This is a genomic window from Gimesia sp., assembly GCF_048262075.1.
In the GTDB taxonomy this organism is placed as follows: domain Bacteria; phylum Planctomycetota; class Planctomycetia; order Planctomycetales; family Planctomycetaceae; genus Gimesia.
Map to the genome: position 1 here is coordinate 810,379 of NZ_JBLXFK010000002.1, position 24,276 is coordinate 834,654.

At 48.4% G+C, this 24,276-nt stretch carries 21 protein-coding genes; 4 read left to right on the forward strand and 17 right to left on the reverse strand.

What is annotated here, in order from left to right:
- The first annotated feature begins 268 nt into the window (after positions 1–268).
- The 3 genes from ACN0YH_RS06855 (at position 269) to ACN0YH_RS06865 (ending at position 4,035) form a co-directional block, all read left to right on the forward strand.
- Positions 269–1,945, forward strand: coding sequence for a type II and III secretion system protein family protein (locus ACN0YH_RS06855; protein WP_417378818.1), 1,677 nt, complete (start codon positions 269–271; stop codon positions 1,943–1,945).
- 93 nt (positions 1,946–2,038) lie between these two features.
- Positions 2,039–2,626, forward strand: coding sequence for a hypothetical protein (locus ACN0YH_RS06860; RefSeq protein WP_417378819.1), 588 nt, complete (start codon positions 2,039–2,041; stop codon positions 2,624–2,626).
- A gap of 293 nt (positions 2,627–2,919) precedes the next feature.
- On the forward strand, positions 2,920–4,035 hold the full coding sequence (locus tag ACN0YH_RS06865) for a tetratricopeptide repeat protein (protein WP_417378820.1): 1,116 nt from the start codon (positions 2,920–2,922) through the stop codon (positions 4,033–4,035).
- 13 nt (positions 4,036–4,048) lie between these two features.
- Here ACN0YH_RS06865 and ACN0YH_RS06870 read toward each other — a convergent pair whose 3' ends face one another.
- The 4 genes from ACN0YH_RS06870 to ACN0YH_RS06885 all read right to left on the reverse strand — a co-directional run bounded on the left by ACN0YH_RS06870 (position 4,049) and on the right by ACN0YH_RS06885 (position 10,007).
- Complete coding sequence (locus ACN0YH_RS06870; RefSeq protein WP_417378821.1) at positions 4,049–5,587, reverse strand: hypothetical protein; 1,539 nt, start codon at positions 5,585–5,587, stop codon at positions 4,049–4,051.
- 119 nt (positions 5,588–5,706) lie between these two features.
- Positions 5,707–7,935: an alpha/beta hydrolase family protein gene (locus tag ACN0YH_RS06875; RefSeq protein ID WP_417378822.1), complete on the reverse strand. Its 2,229-nt coding sequence runs from the start codon at positions 7,933–7,935 to the stop codon at positions 5,707–5,709.
- Between the two features lie 162 nt (positions 7,936–8,097).
- Positions 8,098–8,958: a DUF1583 domain-containing protein gene (locus ACN0YH_RS06880; RefSeq protein WP_417378823.1), complete on the reverse strand. Its 861-nt coding sequence runs from the start codon at positions 8,956–8,958 to the stop codon at positions 8,098–8,100.
- A complete protein-coding gene (locus ACN0YH_RS06885; protein WP_417378824.1) occupies positions 8,955–10,007 on the reverse strand; it encodes a DUF1559 domain-containing protein in 1,053 nt (350 codons plus the stop codon). Before ACN0YH_RS06885 ends, ACN0YH_RS06880 begins: the two co-directional genes overlap by 4 nt.
- A gap of 654 nt (positions 10,008–10,661) precedes the next feature.
- Here ACN0YH_RS06885 and lexA point away from each other — a divergent pair.
- Positions 10,662–11,264: a transcriptional repressor LexA gene (gene lexA / locus ACN0YH_RS06890; protein ID WP_002649781.1), complete on the forward strand. Its 603-nt coding sequence runs from the start codon at positions 10,662–10,664 to the stop codon at positions 11,262–11,264.
- A gap of 148 nt (positions 11,265–11,412) precedes the next feature.
- Here lexA and ACN0YH_RS06895 read toward each other — a convergent pair whose 3' ends face one another.
- From ACN0YH_RS06895 to ACN0YH_RS06955, 13 genes are all read right to left on the reverse strand, one after another.
- Entirely contained in the window at positions 11,413–12,810 is a 1,398-nt protein-coding gene (locus tag ACN0YH_RS06895) for a sigma-54-dependent transcriptional regulator (RefSeq protein ID WP_417378825.1), read from the reverse strand.
- A gap of 390 nt (positions 12,811–13,200) precedes the next feature.
- Positions 13,201–14,763, reverse strand: a complete 1,563-nt coding sequence (locus ACN0YH_RS06900; RefSeq protein WP_417378826.1) for a sensor histidine kinase — start codon at positions 14,761–14,763, stop codon at positions 13,201–13,203.
- A gap of 245 nt (positions 14,764–15,008) precedes the next feature.
- Entirely contained in the window at positions 15,009–16,349 is a 1,341-nt protein-coding gene (locus ACN0YH_RS06905) for a PP2C family protein-serine/threonine phosphatase (RefSeq protein ID WP_417378827.1), read from the reverse strand.
- Positions 16,350–16,564: 215 nt separating this feature from the next.
- Entirely contained in the window at positions 16,565–17,644 is a 1,080-nt protein-coding gene (flhB, locus tag ACN0YH_RS06910) for a flagellar biosynthesis protein FlhB (RefSeq protein WP_417378828.1), read from the reverse strand.
- Between the two features lie 22 nt (positions 17,645–17,666).
- Positions 17,667–18,656 (reverse strand): flagellar biosynthetic protein FliR, encoded by a 990-nt coding sequence (locus ACN0YH_RS06915; RefSeq protein WP_417378829.1) that lies wholly within the window; start codon positions 18,654–18,656, stop codon positions 17,667–17,669.
- Between the two features lie 38 nt (positions 18,657–18,694).
- Entirely contained in the window at positions 18,695–18,961 is a 267-nt protein-coding gene (fliQ, locus tag ACN0YH_RS06920) for a flagellar biosynthesis protein FliQ (RefSeq protein ID WP_417378830.1), read from the reverse strand.
- 51 nt (positions 18,962–19,012) lie between these two features.
- Positions 19,013–19,984, reverse strand: coding sequence for a flagellar type III secretion system pore protein FliP (gene fliP, locus ACN0YH_RS06925; RefSeq protein ID WP_417378831.1), 972 nt, complete (start codon positions 19,982–19,984; stop codon positions 19,013–19,015).
- The gene (locus tag ACN0YH_RS06930; RefSeq protein WP_417378832.1) at positions 19,977–20,870 is read right to left on the reverse strand and encodes a FliO/MopB family protein; all 894 of its coding nucleotides are present in this window, start codon (positions 20,868–20,870) and stop codon (positions 19,977–19,979) included. The genes fliP and ACN0YH_RS06930 overlap by 8 nt, the downstream gene beginning before the upstream one ends.
- A gap of 59 nt (positions 20,871–20,929) precedes the next feature.
- The gene (gene fliN / locus ACN0YH_RS06935) at positions 20,930–21,613 is read right to left on the reverse strand and encodes a flagellar motor switch protein FliN (protein ID WP_417378833.1); all 684 of its coding nucleotides are present in this window, start codon (positions 21,611–21,613) and stop codon (positions 20,930–20,932) included.
- Between the two features lie 28 nt (positions 21,614–21,641).
- Positions 21,642–22,196, reverse strand: a complete 555-nt coding sequence (locus ACN0YH_RS06940; protein WP_417378834.1) for a hypothetical protein — start codon at positions 22,194–22,196, stop codon at positions 21,642–21,644.
- A gap of 159 nt (positions 22,197–22,355) precedes the next feature.
- Complete coding sequence (locus ACN0YH_RS06945; RefSeq protein WP_417378835.1) at positions 22,356–23,084, reverse strand: OmpA/MotB family protein; 729 nt, start codon at positions 23,082–23,084, stop codon at positions 22,356–22,358.
- An 85-nt stretch (positions 23,085–23,169) separates the two neighbouring features.
- Entirely contained in the window at positions 23,170–23,949 is a 780-nt protein-coding gene (locus tag ACN0YH_RS06950) for a motility protein A (protein WP_417378836.1), read from the reverse strand.
- 85 nt (positions 23,950–24,034) lie between these two features.
- On the reverse strand, positions 24,035–24,229 hold the full coding sequence (locus ACN0YH_RS06955) for a flagellar FlbD family protein (RefSeq protein ID WP_002649047.1): 195 nt from the start codon (positions 24,227–24,229) through the stop codon (positions 24,035–24,037).
- Positions 24,230–24,276 lie beyond the last annotated feature (47 nt).

The window sequence follows — 24,276 nt, forward strand, 5'->3', positions numbered from 1 at the left end:
AACCTTCCGTACAGTTCTAACCGATATGATTGATGCTATGGGAGCTGTTTCTTGAGAACAGCCCCTTACTGCCACTCAGAAAAAAGAGAACGATAGAGATTCAAGTCACTGACCCGGTGACATAATAGCTGGCAACACAGAACAGACACCTGGACTAAGTTTAAGATGAAAGTTCGTTAGAACGTGGTTTTAATCGAACAGAACTTTACTCAATAAATCACTTACTCCAATTTCTCAAAATTGACGACCAAAGGATTGGGAGACAAGTATGTCTATAAATGCCTCATGGAAAAGACGCACAATGCTGGCTGTTGCCTGCGGTGTCGCTATCACAGCATCGCCAATTGCTGCGCAGGTCCCGCCAGCTCCTCCTGTTCCGGGAAAGTTGAACACAAATAATTACAAGCCTGGTACGAAGAAAAAATACGTACCGGTCATCAGCACTAAAACCAAAGAGAAAGTCCATCAACTCGTTGACCAGATTTACGAATCTGAAGTAGAACTCAGTGTTCAACAACGACATTCAAAGATTTTGAAAATGAAGATGGACGTGTTCCGGGTAGCCATTGCAGACCCTTCAAAAATTGAAGTGGTAGCATTTGGGTCACAGGAAGTGGAAGTCATCGGAAAAGAAACCGGTACTACCACCATGACACTCTGGCTGGGTGATGAAGCGAATCCCCAGATCCTGAGTGTGCAGGTAAAAGTGGAAGGTGACAATTCCATCGAAGATCTTCGTCGCATGGAATACGGCGAATTCCAGAAAATGATCAATGAGTTCTTCCCGAACAGCAAAATCCAACTCATCCCCTTTGCAGACAAACTGATTGTCCGCGGCCAGGCTCGGGATGAACAGGAAGCAACACAAATCATTACAATTATCCGTGCACACTCTGGTTCAGGTGGAGGAGGCCAAGGCGGTGGAGTGGGAGGCGGTTCCCTGTTCGCAGATGGTACTGCCGCTGATCCGTTCCCGGATGGAGCCACTCTTCCGGAAGCAACAGTCATCGATATGATGAAAGTGCCCGGTGAAAAACAGATTATGCTTAAGGTTCGTATCGCTCAAATTGACCGGTCCGCAGCCCGTACTGCAAGCACCGACTTGCTTGTTCAATCGGGAGACTTCGGCTGGGCTCAGCTATTCTCCGGAGTTGCACAGCAACTGGGGAACGGGGGAACTGGTCTCGTTACTGCTTCCTTGACGAGCAATGATGTCGATCTGTTTATCTCAGCCCTGGCACAGAATGGTTATGCAAAAATTCTGGCAGAACCAAACCTGGTCACTATCAGTGGCCGCTCAGCCAACTTTATCTCTGGTGGTGAGTTTGCCGTTCCGACTGTCGTCGGTGTAGGCGGTGCACAAGCTGCTACGACAACATTCAAAGGATTTGGAACTCAGCTGTCCTTCCTGCCTACTGTTCTGGATAAAGACCGAATTCGATTACAGGTCTCGCCTTCATTCAGTACGGTCAACCCGGCATTAACATCAGGTGGGGTGCTGGGTGTGAATGTTCAAGCTGTCACCACAACGGTTGATTTGCGTGAAGGACAAGTACTGGCAATCGCCGGTCTGCTCCAGGAACAACAGCGAGGTGACTTGAACCGTGTTCCTTTCATTGGAGACATTCCACTGGTTGGTACACTGTTTTCTAATAAAGCAGTTTCTCGTGATGAAACAGAACTGATCATCCTGATCAGCCCCGAACTGGTACATCCAATGGAACCAGAAGATGCCCCCACCGTACTACCTGGAATGGAAGTGACCGAACCAGGCGATGTGGACTTCTTCTTTATGAATAATATTGAAGGGAAACCTGACGTGCATCATCGCAGCACGGTCTGGTACATGCAGAAAAAACGGATTCACCAGCAACAGAAAGATTTCATTCACCAGAGTAAGTGTGATAAATATTACATCAACGGTGACTATGGATTCTCTGAATAATTTTTAACTGATTATTTCTTTGCCAAATGATACCTATAAAATTCCAATCACATTTTTTGAATATTATGTGAGAGAAATACAAGGAAGTAACCGATGTCTATACAACCCAAAATTGCAAGTTTGCCTGCTATTGCATTAGCAGCAATGCTGATCAGCGGTTGCCAACATAACCAACATCACGCAGAAATTCCCTATGACTCTGTAGCACCACTGGGAACCATTAGTGATGACATTTGGCAAAAGCAGGAAGAAAACGGAGAAGCTTCTGACTTCGTGATTGTCGAAAGTGAATTCGTAGGTACCACTGCAAAACTGAATGCCGCTGGCGAAGATCACATTAAACAGATCGCTGTTCGCATGGTTTCAACACCGTTCCCCGTTGTTGTCGAACCCAGTTCGATGTCGGTCAGGGAATCTTCGGAATATAAATATCCGATCCATGGTAACGATGACCTGGATATGCATCGCCGCAATGTCATTGTCAAAATGCTGCAGGCAATGAACGTTCAGGATGCGGACGAACGTGTTGTTGTTGCCCCTGCCTTCACACCTGGCTTTGAAGGATTCGAAGCCTACAGGGCATACTCCACCGGATTCTCGAATCGCGGTGGCGGTGGTGGATTTGGTGGCGGCGGATTTGGCGGCGGAGGATTTGGCGGCGGCGGTGCTGGCGTCTTCTAAACCCGGCTGAATGCACTGAATTAAAATATGGTGGACGGATTCCAATGAGTCCGTCCACTTTTTAATAAACACGATCCACTCACACTACATTTCACTAATCTTAAAATAGTCTACCATTTTTACAGACGATATTTTTTGTAATGTGACAACATTGAATTCCAGGTGAATTCTTCAATATTAAAGTCGATTTACGTCAGGACAGAGTTATGAACGACAAAGGATTGTTTTGTTCAGCTGTAATCCTCATCATTTCACTGCAGGGATGCGCCCAATTGGGATCGCAGGTTTCCAAAGTGAAATCAGCTTTACCGGGAAAACATCATTCGGAACAGGTATTAACTGCGGCACGTGGCTATGAGCGTAAAAAAGAGTGGATGGCAGCCCGGAAGCAGTACGAAACCTATCTGAAAAAAAATCCTCGCAGTGTTGTTGCCTGCCATCGGTTAGGAATTGTGTGTTCGCAACTGGGTGATTCAGTTGCTGCCACTCGATACTTCACGCAGGCCAAACAGCTCGACCCTAATAATTCGGAAGTGCTTAACGACTTTGGTTATGCTCTGTATAAACGCGGCCAATATGAAGCTGCGGAAAAAATACTCTCAGCAGCGCTGCGGAACGATGCGAATAATAAACGTGTCATGAACAACCTGGCATTAACGGTAGGAAACCAGGGACGTTTCAAAGAAAGTTATACACTCTTCCGTAATATCATGTCAGAAGCCGAAGCACACGCAAATGTAGCATACATTCATACTCAGCGTGGTGAAGGGGAAATGGCCCTCAAGGAATACGATCTGGCATTAACAGCGGACCCGACCCTGGAAACGGCTGGGCTTGCTGCAGCCGAATTAGCTGTGATGAAAAACATCTATCTTGCAAAACAGGAAAAGCAACCACAAGCTCAACCCGAAAAGCAGCTCGCTTCCAGCCAGACACAGCCTGCTCAAACCGCTCCTGAAAAAGTCGCGACAGTGAACTCCCCCATTGAAAAGATGGTTACGAGACAAAGTGTCGCCAGCCGGACGGAAACAGCAAAACCGGCTGCAGAACCGGAATTTCGTAAAATACCAGCTCAGCAGAAAACTCAGTTGGTGAGTGCAAATCGATCCGCTCCTGTAGAATCACGACCGTCTCTCGATTCACCAGTTAATACAAACACTCAGAAATTCGTGACACAGGCAACTCTCAAGAAAGAGTTACTTGCTCCAAGTCAGCCTGCTCCAGTAGCCAAAACAGAGCCGCGCATCGAGAAACAGACCCCTGAAGAACTGGAACCTCTGGAGATCAATTCGTTCCGTAGTCTGGATGAACTTGAGGAGCAAGACAAACCGGCCATCATCCGCATTTCAAACGAGGTTCCTGCAGAAGAACCGATGTTCCGCTCACCAGATGAGTTGACCAGTCCGTAAAACTCTGAAAGGCTCAGTTGATCCGCGCTTCGATTGCTTTCAGCGTGGAAGCTGCCTGAAACCGAAAGCTGTTTTTAGTCGTCGTGCGCGTGACTTCCTCAATTTTTTTGAGGCTTTTTGCTGTGCCAATCTCTTTCAGCACACGTAAAACATTCACCAGTACTATAAACTGATCCGGATCCAGTTGTTCCAATACAGCATCTTCAGCTCCACTGCCGTACTCAATCAACCTCTTAGAAGCATGATGAGCTTTCACCGGATTGTTCAAGAGCTCTGCGACTGCCGACACGCCTTCCGGTGTCTCGTGTTTGAGAATCGCTTCCATCACGTTTTCCTGACCCAGAATATTTACTTCGGACAACAGTTCGGTCATCGCAGGAATATCTTCTTTTGTCGACCAGGCTGTCAGAGCGCGCGAAGCATCCTGCACAACGCTGATGTCTTTACTTTTCAGTATCCTGATCAGGATGCTGGAGATAGCTCGGTTCTCCTGCTCTGGCTGCATCTGACTTAATTTCTGTAATGCTGCTTTGCGTTTGAGCACATTGTTCGTCGCCAGATCTGTCAGAATTGCTTTTAATTCGCCGTCAATGTTTTCGGGAATCTCAAATCGAGCAGCCTCCTCTCGTTTTTTCACATCCGCGGCATGCTTCGCCATGGCTGCTTTCTGGTCTGCTCTCAGCTTGGCCAGTTCGTCACCACTCAACAACGTTGAGGAAATGCTGATTGGAATTTTTTGCGTGATGTTCTCTGAACGCTTAATGAGTTTATAATTCAAAGACAGATTTTGAATACACCCCTGCTCTTGCTCGAACTGAATCGTGCCAGATCCAGACAGTTCTACTTCCGGACCACTGTCATCAATCATTGACACTGTACGATAAGAGTATTTGACTTCCACCGTAACCAGGTCTCCCTCTTGTTTAACAATCTTATAATCCGTTGTTTTTTTGGCTCCCAGCGTCTTCTCTACATTCGGGCCACGCAAAGGCGAGGTAAAACGATCTGTGGAGATGACTGAGATCTTACTTTTCTCAGATTCCGCCCATGACCGCTCCCCTTCAGGAGAAAGCGGAATCAGGTTGATTTGAGAAAGGTGTCCCAGCAGATAAGGCAACAGGGATGAACCTTTAATGGTATCGATTTCACCCAAACGGTTCAGTTTAATTTCATGTTGTTCAAACGCCCCTGAAAAGTTGCCAGAAAGTCCGGCAAAGGGACTGTGCAGTTGCATGCGCATCGGGGGAACCAAGATCCGCCTGCTCTTACGTTTGGTCACGGAATTTAAGCTCCCCGTGCATCGTACAGAGATGGAATCGGCATCAGACTCGGTTACGTCATATTGCTGAATCCCACTCAGCGTTTCCGCATACTCTTCCATACTGACTTCAATTTTCACTCGATAAACATACTGCTGGCCTTTTTCCCAGTTGTATTTCAGTGGAAGCGGCTCTGCAGCAGGACTGCCCGTCGGGACTGTAAAGAGTATGAAAGAGCAAGCCCAGAACAGCATACTGGCAGACATCGATCGAGAGAATTGACGAGCGAACATGGGAAACTCCACACAAAGAATTAAACTGGTATCGTCCAACAAAACATATGCCTCTCCAGTATATACCGGACTACTCATATTGCATTGTTTTTTCGGCTTTTATTTCGTGACTCCTACGTTCAGCCTTTCAGCAACCAGTCGACAACTGCTGTTTCCCTGTTTTTCCTGTCATTGAACAAAGTGACCTGATTTAATTGACCGGCGGCATTATAACTCGCCTGAATCAGTTCAGGGACAGAACCATAGAATCCTGACAGCCACAGTGATGCAGGTTGACACAGCGAAAGTAATCCGTTGACATCCCCATATTTGACTGCTCCAGGCCACAAACGCAAATCACGGATATTTGTGATTTGTGCAAAATGGAACCCATCCGTATCGACGGCCAGTTTTTGAACCACATCGGGAGAGTGCGCACACGCTGCAGCCGCCCGCACTCCAGAAAAACCAAAACCAGCCAGAGCAATCGATTGCGGCTGACTATCGTGATGCTTAGAAAATGAAAGTACATTCAGAATGTCATGGACCTGCTTCGAAAAGACCGGATGATTATAGCCCAGAGTATAGCCTGCGAATTCCCGGGGATTGTCTACGACAGGCATTTCCGTTGGTGCAGCCTGTAGCTTGCTGAATTCTCCTTGATATAAAACATCGATGCCCGCGACAGCAGTCCCCGAATCAATGAGCTTTTGAATGGGCGATTTAAGGCTTCCATCCGGTTTTAACAATCCCGCTTTGCCCTGGTCGTCTAACCAGATAACGACTTTCTGATTCCATTGATCCGGCAAAAAGAACAGTGTTGGTGTCACTTCTCCATATCGTTTATTTTTGATCAATGTATGATACTGACGATAGCCTGATTTGGATTCTTCCGATAGATTCTCGGGTTCCAGATCATCTTTTCCGGGCAGCGCTCGGCCGATCATGATTTCAAATGCACCTCCCACGACACGACGGTACTCTGCCAGGCTTTTCTGATCCCGTGGTGTCAGGCGTCTTATCTGCTCCGCATTATGCTTTGCCAGTGTATGCAATATCTTAATTTCTGATTGCTCGTCTCCGGGAGGCGCCGGATATCTATCATTCCAGACAGTTAATTGCTCTCGAGAAAGCGGCTTGAAATCAGCTTCAACAATGGGAGACGTTAATCCCAGTTGAAAATGCTGGTTGAAGAACTCATACATCATTGCCCGACTGACATAATTATAATTATGCGGGAACGGGTAATACTTCCCGATCACATTTTCCGGCACGCCCAGCATTTTAAAATGCTGCTTGAGTTCAGGCAGTCCTTTGCTTTCGATTTCTTTCGTCCAGTCATTCGCAGCCGTCATGCCCAACGGACGCGGTGCCACCAAGGCTGCAAATTCAATATTCCCCGTACCAACGCGTAGATAGGTCGCATTCTCACAGGTACAGCCTCCCTGCATTGCAGTCGAAACCATTACCGCAGGAAACGCAGCGGTAATACGCTGATCGATGGCTGCCAGGATGAATGTCTGTGTCCCACCTCCACTGGCGCCCGTGATTCCAATTCGTTTCTGATCGACTTCCGGCAATGAGCAGACCCAGTCCAGGGCACGAATCGAGTTCAAAGTCTGTAATCCCAGCGCGCTGATCAGCCGCAGTTCGGACTGTGCGCTGAACAGACCCCAGTTCTTTTCACTCGATTTATCGGCCCGTTGTTTCGCAAACCGGTGAATCAGATCATAGCTTAAACAGAAACCGTCAGCATACCCCAGCATATCATAATGAAAGACCATACAGCCCATGCGTGCCAGTTCGACACAGCGCGCCTGTAACGGATAGCGTCCGCCGACTTCATGTTTTTCTGCTCCCGCTTTAATATCTGACTGAACTTTCTGCGCCCCACTATCATAAAAACGACCTTCTGCAAAATGTCCATGCGGAGACAGTACCATCGGAAACGGTCCCGATTTGCCTTTCGGACGATACAGGTTACCGGTCACATACAATCCCGGTGAACTTTCAAAAAACACTTTCTCAACGGTGTACTCATCCCGGTCTACTTTTCCATGGATGGTTGCATTGAGTTTTATATTTTCCGGTTCCGGCCAGACTCCGGCGGCGACTTGAATCTGCCGTTTGACATAGTCAGCCCGCTCTTCCCAGGCTTCCAACGACTCTGCAGGAGTAAAGGGGAAGTAACCATTCAGATCTTTCAATGCTTCCAGCCGACTATCGTTGAATGCGGGATCTTCGTCCGCTGCGAATACTGCTGCCAGTTCCGCGGGAGAACCAATGACACCGGCGGACAGTAAAGCCAGTCCAATATTCTGCAAAGCTGTTCTGCGGTCCATGGAAAACTGGTCGTCATTCTGAATCATCGTAGCCCCGCTTTCTTCGTTGATGCGATCTGTGAGGTAATTCCAGCTGGAATCCAGATTGAATTTCGTCTGTTCAGTCTAACCGGAATTACTTGGTTGTTGCCAGTCCGCGCGTGCTTTTTTACAGCAGCGATCCCCCCCGATTCACAGGCCGCTCAGGCGTCAGGCCCGTTTTCTGATCAGGTACACCACGAACAGAATACACAGCAAAGCGATACCCGATACCAGGCTCCACATCAGAGAAATGGAATGGGGCTGGGGCGCAGTCTGATATGTGGGAACATGCTGGCGTTCCCCCAGCGCCAGCGTATCAGGATGATTGGGAAATTCTTCTGCTGTGATCGACAGGTCTTTCCACAACACCTGCACGGGAGTCTCCAGGTCGCTCTGCTGTGCTCCCAGTCGCAGCAGATCAATATCAGCTGTACCCAGCTCGACTTCCCGCAGTTCACGAAACTCGTCTCCGGGTCCGTCAGAAATCAGGAATTTCAACTGCTTGCCGGTTCTGATCAGTTTCAGTTTACCCGAGTTCTGTTTCGCATCTACCAGTTCGACATCGTAATTGCGTTTCCCCTCCACAGTCGTCGACAGGGAAGTGCTGAAAACATGCTTGTTACCCGGCCTTAATAATCGACCAATCATCGCAGCCGATTCTTTTTCGTCGTGCATTCTTATATACACACTCGGCCCCATTCCATAACCCGACGTTGGATTTTTCCAGGCGGGAATCTCATACGAAGCAGAGATTTCGAAATCACCACTTAACTGAAACCGCGGACTGATGCCCACAGAAGAGACTCGATGCCCCACCGGCAGGCTGAAGAAGAGACCATCCTTGCGCGGTTCTATTAATCTGAGCATTCCTCTTCCCAGCGGAACCAGTTGTTCATTGTCAAACTGTTGCCCCAGAAAACTGAATTCCAGCTCACGCCCCCCCTGCTCTGCCCGGAGTGGTCCGCCCATTAACAGTATCAGCCATAATACCCCTGGAAAAATGACTGCAGAGTGAGTTTGCAAATTCATAAACCTGCCTCCGTTACTGGTTCGCCCCCGGCGATGGTTCCCAGTGCCTGCCAGACCTCGGTATTAATATTCTCATTTACAAATCTGACACTTCCATCTCCCATTAACACATTCACTCCCTGTCCGTGCCAGCTGGAAGGATTTAATATGACACCATCCCAGGTAAATCCATTTTTACAGTTGGTCCGGTTTGGCGTTCGTACGTGGTTATAGCGGGTCCAGTTCATATTTCCCGCCAGCCAGGTTTGCCCCGATTCCACATCGTACTGGTATGTCCCTGCAGACTGAGGTGTCAGACCTCCACAGGCATCAGAAAACTGGCTTTCCGTCCAGATCCCCTGCAGGTTATATAAATCGGATAGCGGATCGATGACTGTATCATCCCAGCTCCCTTTGACATGCTCACTGAACATTGCAGTCTGAGAAAGGCCATCTTTGACATCCCGCATGCGCACGCTGCTGTTCTGCCCAAACATGCCGTTGCCTGCCCTCCCTGACCAGGAACTGCCGTTACAGGATCGATAATTATTTGGTCCCCAGCGGCTTTGCAGGCGATCCAGATCACTGGGACAAATAAAGACAGGCAGTCTGGCCTGAGCAGCTGGTCCGTTGATCACTTCATTAAACCGGCTATCCAGTTCTGCCTGACTATCATTCGCCGCATTCACAAAGGGGTGAAAAGGCGCCACATTGAAATTCAACTGATTATAAATGACAGCCTGATCCAGGTAAGGCAGTAACATCGCATGGGCGGAATAGCGACGATCCTCCAGAGTCCCCAGCGAGGAGATCGGCCCATCATGATCATCCCCCACTCCAAATGGCAGGACATCATGCGATTCATGGTAAGCTTGTAAGGCAATCCCGACCTGATGCAGATTATTGGCACACTGCATTTTACGGGCGGCTTCGCGGACTGCCTGCACCGCGGGGATCAGCAATGCAATCAGAAGACCTATGATCGTCAATGCTACTAGAAGCTCTATCAAAGTGAACCCACGTTGAGTTGCCTTCTGCTCACACCTGCATTCGGCATCGGCTCGAACCATCTGCTCCCCCCTCTAAAAATGCCCCATCTCAAATGTCATCTGAACCACCAATAGAAATTTTTTACTGCAAATTCTTTTTAAATTCTCATTTTTCTGTGTTAAGAATAGCAGCTCACTATACAACTAACTACTGAAGTCCATCTTGAGCAGACTTCCACACATAAACGCACATTTAATTGATCAGGTTCACTGAATTTGATAATTGGGATTTTAGATCTCTTTTCAATTCAGGTAATCCACCTAGAGTATTAACAGTTCTACCGTATGAACATTCAAACAAATATTCAGAAAAACATAGTGTTCATAATCAACAAGATTAAATAAACGCAACTCCATTTATTTGATAACTTTACGATTCGATGCCGCAACTAATTTTGTTTAACTAAATATTTCAGACTTCATAAATCAAGTATGTTTTCAATCCTCATACTTGCCGTGTAGACGACAGTATACTAGAATAGAAATTATATGCAAAATCAGGATTCTATGTGACTAACACATGAAGACACCCTCAAACCTTCTTTTCCTGATTTTATATATCTTTTGAGAGACCCCAAAGCAGTTTTGTTTTGGGATCAGGCATTTTTTTATTCCTGATTGTTTCAGGAATCTATGATCAGTTCACTCTATATTTAAGAAATGGGGTACTTTGTTATGGCAGGCACCAAAGCAAACCTTACACAACGACAGCAGGAAATTTATGATTTCCTGAAAGACAAGATCATTAACCGTGGTTATGGCCCGACCGTCCGTGAAATCGGTGCTAATTTTGGCATTCGCTCTCCCAATGGCGTGATGTGCCACCTGAAGGCCCTCGAAAAGAAAGGGCTCATTACTCGCGAATCTCATATGTCACGTGCGATTCAGTTGTGCGATCACTCACAGAAACGGACACGTCTTCCATTAGCTGGACAAATTGCCGCAGGCAGCCCTGTTCTGGCTGTCCAGGATGATGAGCATATTGACTTTGGCTCGCTGTTTGATCCCGATGATCAGTTCTGCCTCAAAGTCAAAGGCGTTTCCATGATCGAAGATCAGATCGCTGATGGAGATTATGTTATCGTCCACAAGCAGAACACCTGTAAAGAAGGCGACATTGTTGTGGCGCTGGTAGATGGTCAGGAAGCAACTTTAAAACGCTACTATTCCGAAGGTGATCGCATTCGCCTTGAGCCAGCAAACTCCAGCATGCAGCCAATCTACTCCAAGAATGTAGATATCCTTGGCGTGGTTACAGGAGTCATTCGAAAATATTAAAGCAATCTGTCTCGCTGAATCATCTGCAGCATGACTGCAACAGATCAAAGCGAACGGAATGATTTTCGAAGCTAATAATAATCAATGCTCTGGCATTTTCTGCCAGAGCATTTTTTTATGCATGTAAAACGTGATGTGCAGACGGGGATTAACCAGCTGCCCGGGTCTGATACTGATTCAGTTTGTTGTACAGCGTTTTCAATGCGATTCCCAGCTCAGCCGCACATTTGGGTTTATCACCATCGTGCTTATCAAGTACATGGTAAATTACTTCCATCTCAATATCCCGTAATGTTTTCCCCTCCATGCCCTCGGTCCAGTTGACTGCAGTCGAACCAGAAGACATCGGAATCGAAGAATGCCGGGTCAGGTTGGATGGCAAATCGCCAGCCTGAATCTGGACGCCATCCCATAAAATCACTGCATGTTCCAGGGCATTGGCCAGTTCACGAACATTCCCTTTCCAGTCATACTCCTGCAGGATCTCAATCGTATCAGGTGACAGGATATCCAGGGGAATGGAATCTTTTTTCAAATGCCGTTTTAACAGCACACGGGAAATTTCCGGGATATCCCCTTTACGTTCCCGCAATGCAGGCAGATTGATCTCGAACGTATTCACACGGAAATAAAGATCTTCGCGGAACGTGCCTTCCGTAACCATTTCCTTTAAATCGCGGTTCGTCGCACAGACAATCCGCACATCAACATGGAATGTTTCACTGTCACCGACACGACGGACTTCTCCCGATTCCAGAAAACGCAGCAGCTTTACCTGCATGGTTTTATCCAGTTCTCCCAGTTCGTCCAGGAAGAGTGTACCACCATTTGCAATCTCGATCAGTCCCTTACGTGGTGTATCTGCACCAGTGAAAGCCCCTTTACGATGACCAAACAGTTCGCTTTCCACCAGGTTTTCCGGCAGAGCACCACAGTTGACAGGGACAAAAGGCATTGAAGCTCGCGTACTCAAGTCATGAACTCTTCGTGCCACCAGTTCTTTCCCGGTCCCGGTTTCTCCGAGTATCAGTGCCGTGGAATCGGTCGGTGCGATCTTTTCAATCAGCTTTTTCACCCGCAGCATCGGGGGAGTTTCACCCACAATCTGGCAGGGCCCTTCCACACTTTTCAGGCGGGATTCCAAGGCAAAATTCTTATTCTGCAGGGACCGTTTATCAGCCACTTTCTGTAATACGGTAGCAATATCGATCAGCTTGCATGGTTTCGGCAGGAAATCATAGGCGCCGCGTCGGATCGCCTGAATCGCTTCGTCGATACTGCCATGCCCGGTGCTGATAATCACTTCGGTCTCAGGTGAAACCTTATTAATATGATCGACCACATCCCAGCCACTCAAGCCAGGCATTCGTAAATCAACAATCGCTGCATCAAATGTAATTTTATCCAATGCCGTTAGTGCCGACTGGCCATCTTCACAAATGGTGACATCATGTCCCATCCGTGGTAGCTCAATTCGCATGACTTCCCGAATTGCCGCTTCATCGTCGACAAACAGGACCCGTAATTTATTGACCGAATTACTCAAGTTGTGCTCCTTCTTCCTGCTCTGACATCCTGTCAAAGAGAAAGCCATTTAACAAATTTCATAACCGAATGGTATTCAGGAAGGATTATTGGAAAGGCTCTGGAGAAAGCCGGCTCGCAATGAACTGACTCATCCTGTTCTCCAGTATCGATACTCAAAGCTGCAGCCCCGGAACCGGGACTCCATATAAGACCTTTCTCTGCACGAACTGTGTCAAATCAGGAAGGGAAATACTGAGACTTGCCTGCAGTACAGAGAACATCCATTTTCTCCTGTATCGTTAACTTTATGTGAATCATTTGTGGGGAGAGACGTGTGATATCAGATTTTTAAAATCGTGGCAATCGGAGAATCGCAGAAACCCTGTCAGTTTTAAATGTCACTAAAGTATTATGCTGCTGCACTTTGCAGCTTAGCCTTTTTGGGCAGTTCAACAAAAATCGTACTGCCCTGTCCGGGTCCGGGGCTTTCAACTTCGATCTCACCTCCATGATCCTTCACGATCCGATGTGTGATTGACATGCCCAGTCCCGTCCCTGTTCCATCTGCCCTCTGAGTGAAGAAGGGATCAAACAGACTCTCTTTCACTTCCTGGGTCATTCCTCGACCATCATCCCGGAAAATCAGGGTGACCGAATCAACATGTTCATGGACTTCGATCTCCAGATTTCCCCCGACTTCCATAGATTCCAGGGCATTCGTCATAATATTGAGAACCACCTGCTTGATTTCAGCAGGGTTAAATTCCGCGCTACAGGGCCGCCGTACCGAAAAATTTACGTTTCTGCCTTTCAACCGCTTGATCAGATTTACCATGGAGCAGACTTCATCAATGACTCCTACAAGATCATTCTGACTGCGAACGGAATTCTGGCCACGGGAAAAATCAAGCAGTTTCGAGGTAATCTCGCGACAGCGCATCGATTCTCGCTGTATCAGACTCAGATACTGCTCGACAACTTCAAAGTCCGCATCTTCACAATGGGGTTTTAAGTCGACGATCCGTCCCTGTAATGATTCCGATGCCATTGAAATCGCAGACAAGGGATTGTTGATTTCATGCGCCACGCCTGCTGCCAGCACACCGATACCCGCCAGGCGCTCTGAACGTACCAGCTGTTTACTCCGCTCGTCCACCTTATGATTCAATTCGTCTCGTTTTTCTTTGAACCGCATGGTCATCTTGTTGAATGCTTCCGCCAGCTCCGCCATCTCATCATTAGATTTGATTTTGAAATGGTGGTCATAGTGCCCCTGGGCGACAATTCGTGCCCCTTCATGCAATGCCTGAATCGGCGCAAGTACAGTACGGTAGCCATACCAGATCAGACAGCCGAATGTGACAAAGACCACCACGCAGGTCACCCAGACCAGATTATAGCGTGAACGATACACCGAAGATGCGCGTGTTAGAACTGCTTTCGTTCCTGAGGGAACATCACGCACTTCCAGAATCAACGTCTCCAGATGGGCAACTTCCAAAATCATCTGCTCTGCCATCTCTAGACGCTTCTGGGGATTTTCCAGTTGTACCTTCATCAATTCCAGTTGATTCAGGATGGACATGCACGCACTGTATTCGCTCAACTGTGATTCAACGAATCCTTTCCAGTTTTTGATTGCAGGATCAGCCGGTAAGCGATCCACTTTTTGCAGGAAGCCCTGAATTTCCATTCTTACTTCCTGTAGCTGTTTATCAAACTCCTGCTGATAGTGTGCACTGGCTTCTGGTCGCGATTGGCGAATTCTCTGCAGGGGCTCATTCAGTGCCACCACAGAGACGATCATGCGATCACGGTTGGGTAAATTGTCCAGCGAATACTTAAATTCGTAAACCGTATTGTGATAGGACTGTAAACCGGACACGGCACCATAGGCCATGATGATGAGCATGAAGAAGATAATCCCCAGCCCCAGTCCCAGCTTGCGCCTGATTGTTTGAGTAAAGAACACACTGACCTCCGTGTCACAAGTCCTTCAGAGTCACTGAAATAAGGGACGGATCATATCTGAAACCCGACAGGAATCCAATGTTAAAATTACAAAGACCAGAAAGTGCACATAAAACCACAGCAGCTGCAGAGTTCTGAACATTCGGTAGAGAAGCTGGACCGCATCAGACAGTGACATAGTGCCTCTCGTACGATGATACTCGACCCCAGAGATCCGGGAGACGCGACGGTAAAACCGGGGACAGTTTAATCTTCCTGGGAAGAGGTGGGAGGCCCTTTTTTCCAGCGTGCCTGATGCACCATCTCTTTACGGTAAGAATGCAGGCCCGTCATCAAGATATCGATGGCGCGGGAGAAATCACGAAAAGCATTCAAATATTTCTTCTGTTCCAGCTCTTCTTTGGCCTCGTAATAAATCTTATTATGCTGGGACCATTCAATCGTCCACTCTTCTTCCATCGCGGCCCGCTGCAACTCGGACTCCATGGTGGTCAGATACTGCAGGAAATCCGTATTGAACCTCAGCTTTTCAGATCGATAAGGCTTCCACTCAATCGTTTTGCTTTTGTCCAGATACTCTTCACGTTTATTGGATTCGCGCTGCGCAAAAACTTTGCGGACCAGTAACATTACCAGGAGTGACATGCCCCCAAAGGTCAGAAACTCACCCTGGTCAAACTTGGTTAAAATCCACATCAGAATTCCGGCTGCCACCATCAGCGAAGCCACCCAGACTCCTGCCAGCCATAACCACTCTCCGTACTCGCGCTCCAGTTCGATTTCCGGCTCTGGTTCAGGCATTTTTTCCTGGGGCAAATTGACATCTGGCAAATCTCCCACGCGCACCACGATGACCGAAATGTTATCTGAACCACCACGTAAGTTGGCAAGATTGATCATCAGGCGGCAGGCATCACTCGGTTCCAGGTATTTGGCAATCATGCCGATCTCTTCATCTTTCAGGTGACAGGTTAATCCGTCACTGCACAAGATATAACGATCCCCTTCCAGAACCGTATAGGGACCTTCAATGTCAACTTTGACCACCGGTTCAGGTCCAAGCGATCGAGTGATAACATTGCGGGGCTCGTTCATGTAAACCTCTTCGGGCTTCATCCGTCCCTGACGAATCAGTTCCCACTGCAGGCTATGATCAAACGTCAGCTGATCGATGCGATTTTCACGCACACGATAGACGCGACTGTCCCCAACATGACCGATGACAGCGCCTTCTGAGCACAGACACAAAGAACTGCAGGTCGTCCCCATTCGCATAAATTCGCGATTGGCCATCCCTCGTTCATTGATCGCCTGGTTCGCAACCTCAATCGCGGTTTTCAGTGATTTGTCAACAGGCCCGGGTTTATTTTTGAAGAAGGTATGAGGTACGGTTTCTGAGGCAATCTTACTTGCCAGTTCCCCCACGGCATGGCCTCCCATACCATCCGCAACCAGAAAGAAATGCCCGTGGTCTCGCCAGCTTTCCTGATCTTTACAGATTCGAACCGAGATCGAATCTTCGTTATTCCTGCGCCGAAAGCCAACATCACTCTGCGATGCGAACTGAACTGGATGTTCCCAACGCATTCAAACCCCCACTAACTTCAGAAACGTAATTACTCTACATGAATCCACTTCAATATCTTGGTGAATATTCAACGTAAACACCAGAGAATACTACCGGAAAACCTGTTATTGTTACTGAAAAGTAGGTTATCAACAAATACTGCCAGACAGAATGACAGATCGTTTTCCCTCCCCGTCTTCTGCTGACAGAATGTCGCAGTTCCTTCTCTGCAAGCTCAACGTTGATCCGGCATGGTTTTCCCGGTCAAACTGTAAACATAGGCCATAATCTCGACGAAGACCTCATATAACTCAAACGGGATTTCCTGTCCGGTTTTTACATCGCGGTACATCTGACGTGCCAGTGCTTTTCGTTCGATAATCGGAATTCCGTGCTCGTTGGCAATTTTTCGGATCTGAAACGCGATCTCCCCTGCCCCCTTCGCTACCACAACCGGTGCCGGCATAGATTCCGGATCATACTTGATGGCAATCGAAATATGTGTGGGGTTCGTGATCACGACATCTGCTGACGCCACCTTGGAAAGTTCCTGCGACATCGCGAGCTTCCGGTGTGCTTCACGACGCCGCTGTCGAATCAACGGGTCTCCATCCATTGATTTCATTTCTTCCCGAATTTCCTGTTTGCTCATCATCAGGTCTTTTTCATGCTTCCACTTCTGAAATGCATAATCCAGCCCCCCCAATATGATTAACGCCAGCGCCAACAGCAGTCCCAGTTCAATTGTCGAATTGAAAATATCACGCAGAATCGTTTCAGGAGACGCTCCCATTAATCCCAGAAAACTGGGAAATACCAGATAGCTGAACCAGGCAGCAATCGATACCAGCAGACAGATTTTGCCGAGACTCACCCCCAGCTTGACCAGGCCACGGATGGAAATGATTCGCTTGGCTCCTTCGATCGGATTCAGCCGTTCCCACTTGAGCTGGAGCACATCCGGAGTCATCATGAATCCCACCTGCACGATATTCAAAGACACCGCAGCGAAAAATAACGCGACCATCATCACGACCGTCCCCTCCAGGAACAGTTCAATAATGGACTCGCAGCGTTCGATGAGCAATGGGGGATCAACCCGCAGCCAGACGGGAGTCGTCAACGAAACCTCCATGAGGTTTTTCATATCACTGCTGAGGTTGACGGCAAAGAAATAAAGGACAGATGCGGTCGCCAGCATCATTCCGGCTGCGGTCAGGTCGGTACTTTTCGCAATGTTCCCCTTCTCGCGGGCTTCATTGCGCCGGCGATCCGTGGGTTGCTCTGTCTTTTCTCCTGTATCGTTCTCAGCCATGACAAAACGTTTTCAAATCGATTTATAAAACGGTACTGCGACTCAATTGATCAATGGCAGAGGGAATGGATTCAACCACAATATCCGCGGCTCCCGACAGTGTGAAAACCAGTACGATCAGACTGATCATTGCTCGAATCGGAAAACCGATCACCAGTACATTGATCTGGGGAACCGTGTGCCCGAGATAGCCCATTGAAATCGAGATTAAAGCACTGACTGCCAGCAATGGCGCTGCCACTTTAATCGACAGTACCAGCGACTGATGCATCAATGTCTGCAGTAGATCCAGCGTATTCGTAGAGACAATGCCTTCCCCGACGGGAAAGACCTGGAACGTATCAATCAGGGATGACAACATTAACAGATGACCGTTGACCGGTTCCATCAGCAGGAAGACGGTGATCCCGATAAAATACAGATACTGACCACTGAGCGAAGCATTCATGTCAAATCCGGGATTGAAAACCTCCCCCAGAGCCATCCCGGCCTGCTGATCAATCATTTGCCCTGCCATCTGCAGACTGAGCAGAATGATATATATCCCCAGGCCCAGCGAAAAACCTAATGTTAATTCCCCCAGAATCGACCAGGCATAATCCAGCAGTGAATTCGGCATCCGCGTTACGAACCGGTAATCATTAACCGTCAGTTCCCGCGTGGCCTGGCGACCCGCTGTAACGACCAGATCATCAAATCGGTCCTGGAGATGTTCTGGAACTTCATCCTGACTGAGCCTCTGATTCTGGTTACTGTCCAGTTGATAAAATCCGACTGTCGTCTGGTCATGCAACGTCGGAGTAATGAGCAGAGACAGACTCAGGATCAGCAGAATTCGGATATTCGTGGGAAAAATCGGTTGCCCGAACACAGGACCGATAATCATCAGACCACTGATTCGCACGAGTACCAGCGTAAACGCATAAAACTGCAGCATCGCCCACTGCAGCAGCTGTCCCGGAGCCAGTTGCAGAATCGGATTCATTACATATTGATCGAGGAGTTCGCTCACCGGACCCGTTGTTTCCCTGGTTCATGCTAAAGCGGCAGTTAAAGACGTGCCGGTATATTGGTAATCAGATTCGTACTGTATTCCACCATTAATGAAGTGATCCAGGGCAGCGTATACAGGATCGCCAGCACCATCATGATAATTTTGGGAACAAAGCTGATTGTCTGATCCTGAATCTGTGTGACAGCCTGTCCGATACTGATCACCAGACCTACCACGACAGCAGTCAGCATGACCGGACCGCTGACTTCCAGCATGATCAGCAGCCCCTCGCGTCCCAGATCGAGAACAGTGGATGTTTCCATAACATTTACCTGAAATTAAGAACAATACGGGCGCACCCTGAGCGCCCGAAGTCAACCGACGGCCCTGATACTTTCCAGCAACATCCCGACCGTCAGTAACCAGCCATCTATTAAGACAAACAACAGAATTTTAAAGGGTAATGAAATCAGGACGGGAGGCAGCATCATCATCCCCATACTGATCAGGATGGAACTGATCACCATATCGATCACAATAAAAGGCAGATACAGCTGAAAACCGATCAGAAAAGCCGTCTTCACTTCACTCAACATGTAAGCAGGCAATAAAACAGTCAGTGGCACTTCGTCATAATCTTTGGGTGCCTGATACGACTCAGCCCCGGGTGAACCTGGCAGTGGCTGTTGATAATCCAGAAACATCCAGACCGTATCGCTGTTGCCTGTTAATTCAATCTGATCACTCATAAACTTCCGCAGGGGCGCTACGGTTTTCTGAAAAGCGACTTCGAGTGAGACCGGAGCCTGTTGCGTCTGATTCGTGTAAGGCACAACACCCTCTTCATATGCTTTTTCCCAGATCGGCGCCATAACCATGATCGTCAGAAACAGACTCAGGGAAGTCAGCACCTGGTTGGGTGGCAGTTGTTGCGTCCCCAACGCCTGTCGCAGTAACCCAAACACGATGACAAAGCGAATAAAACTCGTCGTCATGATCAGAATTGAAGGTGCCAGGCTCAATATCGTCAGCAGTAGAAACAGCTTCAAAGTCGAATTCAACCCCTGAGGCGATGTCATCTGCTCGACATCCAGCATTTCAGGAACACCTGCTCCACCTTTTTGATTATCTTGCGATAAAAAGGTGGGCTGAACTGGTGTCTGAGGGGAATTCTGACTGGCTAATCCTTGATTGGATAATGCCTGATTCGAAGCAGGCGGCTGTGCGTGGACTCCCTGCACTGACAGTCCCAGCCACAGGATGACCAGCAGTAACAGCTGAATTCGTACTGTTGATTCAGCTATCTTAGCTGTGATCCGTTTTGAAACGCCCCCCCGGCTATGCATGATCCGACTCCGCGCGCTCATTCAGGGACTGGCGAGGGGAATGCTGCAGTTTCTGCTGTAAACGGCTCACAGCCGAGTCATAATCGGAATACTGCTCCTGCTCCGGAACGGGATCCGATTCGTCTGAGTCCTGAAATGGTTCCTCGGCCGGACGTGTAAAACGCGTCTGCTCTTTTTTCTGTACGCTTTGAAACAGGTTTCGAAATGAATTCGCAGATCGAGCCGATTCAGCACCTTCCCGACACATGCCCGTGATCAGGTCGACCTCGACAGGATCAATCACTTCGCTAAGCATTTCCAACCCGGCAGGAGAGGAACCCAGAATCAGAATCCGGGATCCACACCGTATGAAGTGAATGGTCTGCCGGGCATCCAGTGGTTTCTTTCCCAGTACTTCCATCACTTCACGAGGCAGACCCGCTGATCCGAGCGGATGATGTTTCTTGAATAATTTTGCCCCTACCAGGATAATCGAAATCACAACCAGCAATGCACCAAATGTCCCCCAGATTGAGGGAGCCCGTTTGCTTACACTTTGACTGGAGGAGCCTGAACCTGTCTGTTTTTGGCGTTCCAGGGGAGTGATGGGATTAGGCTTGGATTTCCGTACATCGACTGCACTTCGCTGAGGCAATGCCTGAATTCTCGAATTGTTGAGTGTATTCGGATCGGAAGTCACGTTGGTCCGGCTGTTTTGTGCTACTGGTCGGGGTGTTCCGCTTCGCATTGGCTGCTGATATTTTTGCGGGAACTGTCCCGTAGAATGATTCTGGTTGCGAAATTCCGCAGGCTGTGTAAAAGCAGGATTGTCTGCTGAATGCACAAGAGGAGTACAAGCCAGAGAGCACAGCAATGCCAGCAGAGATATATTACAAAGACGAATCATCGCATCCTTCACGTCGTCAGTCTTCCCGATTCACAGGAACACAGATTTCCAATCGCCGTTTACAACTCAGGCGAAATGATTTCTGCGACACGGACGCAGAAATTATCATTCAAAACCAGCACTTCCCCTCGTGCGATAATCCGACCATTCACCAGAATATCAACCGGATCCCCCGCCAGTTTGTCCAGAGGAACCACAACGCCCTCTTTCATTTTTAAAACTTCCTCAATCAGCAGTTCTGTTCTGCCTAGCTCTATGCACAGGTCCAGTTCCACATTTTGCAGCGATGAAAGCTTCATCGCCTCTTCCGGATTACTGGTCATTGACTCAAAATTGGGGAATTGAAACGCTTTGGTTCCCCCCAGATCATTGGGGATCCCGTTTCCAGGTCCCAGATTGGGTGAAATCGCTGCAGCCAGATTCGCTTCCGCCTGATTTAATAACGCTTCCGTCTCTTCGCGCGAAGAAAATGGCATCCCTGACTGGTCGTCTGCCCCGGAGGAATGCTGATTAAACAGATCATCAATATCGTCGTTGTTGACGACTTTCCCCGGATTGTCTGCATCTTCGGTTTCAGTGGCTCCAGCTCCCTGCAGTAATTTTTCAATATCAGCAGGATCGAGAAGATTATCTGATTCATCTCCCCCGGCAGGAGGCGAATCTGCCGGCGCATCCTGCCCTTGAGAATTCAGCAGTTTTTCGATTTCAGAGGGATCCAGAAGATCATCATTCTCTTCAGCCACATTACCATCCTGTCGTGCTATACACGCATTATTGTGTCATTGTGCGATATTCGCTGATCACAGTTTCGATGACATAACTTTTCTTGAGAACCTTGTTAACGGCCTCTTTCATCATGCGTTTCATCGTACTTAGCTGCGGATCATTCAAATCACTCAGACTGGATTTTCGCACGACTTCAATGACTGCCTGCTTGACACGTGCCTTATTTTGCTCTTTGACCATCGAATCAAAATCAGCGGCAGCTCCCTGTTCGACCAGTGCCACCAGATTAAAAGTGACATGAATCGTCGCGCCAGGTTCGGCGATATTGTTTGTCACGCTGAAGTTATCGACAGTCACTTCGGCCGTCGTTACCTGTAGGTTTTCACTCCCTTTCGAAAGTGAATCCTCTGCCAGTTCAGCGGGTTGAGCCGGTGGAGTCAGCAGCCAGTAGGAAATGCCGATCTGCAGGATTATTACCAGAAGTAACAAGCCTCCAATCTTCAGCAGCTTACCTTTCGATTTCCCCTGGGACGCTTCTTCTGTTGAAGCATCCGCCTCCGAATCGACACCAGGCTCTTGCGTTTCGGTGTCTGTTGCCACGAGTCTCCTCCTTGAACTCTCGCATCCTGTTTGCGTAAAGACAAATCCGTTGTCTTGAAAGTACGCTCCGCTTCAGGCGGATTGGTGATTACAGGCTTCGCGATATATAACCGAGTGAATCTGGAAAACGCTCGATCAGGTCAATTCAATCGTCTTGGATTAACGATTGCCTGTCTTAGGAGAGACTATATACGCATCAATTAAAAATACGTCAACCCGACGATTTAAGTATTGCTCTTCAGGGTTACGTGTCACCGTCCTGGGCTCGGCATCACCCACTGAACTGACAATCAGTCTTTCGGGTTCAATTCCTTTGGACTCAAGATATTCTGCGACATTTTTAGCCCGATAAAAAGACAACTCCTGTGAATCCAGGAACTTTGAGTCTTTTGGTAAGGGCTCTGGTGACGCATGCCCGCGGACAATCAGTCGATTCGGCGTTGGCAAAAGAATTTCGGCTATGATGTCGAGTTTTTTCTTTATTTCCGGAGTCAGCTCAGCCGAAAACCTGCCAAAACTAGCCGCTCCCCCCAGAGTCACTTCCGTACCTGTATTGATACGTTCGACGGTTTTATTCGGGCCGCCCCCCCCGCTGGACTTTTCTTTTCCAGTTTTGGTCCCGCCATCTGAACTGGAACCTTTTGAAGCAGGCTTGCTCTGGTTACTGGTGGGATCCAGAGATTTCCCCGGGACCGCTGCTGTCCCCTGATGAGTACCAAACCGCTCTCGTAACGAATCCAGCATGGCGCGGACACTACCTTCATCGTTACGAATTTCACTCATTGACACCAGCATGATGAAGAATGTCAGCAGCAGCGACATCATATCACCATAGGTTACCACCCATTCGGGAACGCCAGGAGGTGCTTCTTCTTCCGGCATCGCCATCTGAGTACTCTCCTTTGCGGTCTGCGAATATCAAAAAACAAAACGGGCTGAAACGAACCAGAATTCCAGGAACACTTTCACAGTATCAGGCTGCCTCACTGTCTTTGCCCACTCGCTGATCCTGTGGTAAAAAGGTATTCAGTTTCTGTTCGATCACGCGCGGATTATCACCTTCCTGAATGGCAACCAGACCTTTGATGATGACTTCACGGACCTGAAATTCCTGTTTACTGTAATAGGCCAGCTTGTCACCAAACGGAAGAAAGAACAGGTTCGAAACCAGAGCACCATATAACGTGGTAATTAACGCCACCGCCATACCCGGGCCGATCGCCTCGGGGTCATCCATGTTTCCCAACATGATGATCAAACCCATCAGAGTTCCGATCATCCCAAACGCGGGAGCGTAACGCCCCACCGTATCCATGAGTGATTTTCCGTTTTTATGCCTGCCGGCAACTGCTTCCATCTCTGTTCTCAGGATCTGCTCCATAAGATCAACATCGGTACCATCTACCGCCATCTGGATCCCCAGGAGAATAAACGGGTCCTCAATCTCTTCCGTTTTCGCCTCTAATGCCAGAATTCCGTCCCGGCGAGCGATCTCGGCAAACTCCACGATTTGTGTAATCACGGGCGCCAGTTCCTGTGGCTTAGGAAAGAATACTTTCTTGAGCACCTTGGGAAACAGCAACATGGCTGCACCGGGAAAGGCAATAAAGCAGGCTGCGATAGCCCCTCCCACCACGACTGCAGCAGAGGGAATATCAATGAATGCAGCGAAGCTGGAGCCCGGCGCAATCGCAATCGCCAACAGCAGCAATGCCATCCCGGAAACTAATCCACCAGCGGTTGCCTTATCCATTTCTGCGAATGTTCCTGATGTGTTAGTGGCGTGTCAGCCACTGTAAATTCATTTCACGGCCTGGTGACACCAGCCGTGTTTCATTTTATAATCCGGGGACAAGACGAATCGCCCGGGAATAGGCGATCGAACGTTTCACCACCTCTTCGACGCTTTCACGGACAATCAGTCGATCCTCTGATGTCAGCGTAATAAAGGTATCGGGACGACTTTCAATGCATTGGATCAACTCTGCATTCACTACGAATTCTTCGCCATTCAACCGGGTCAATTTGATCATAACGCCAACCTCTCTGGCAAAGCGGTTTCTGCCCTGCGATCATGAAA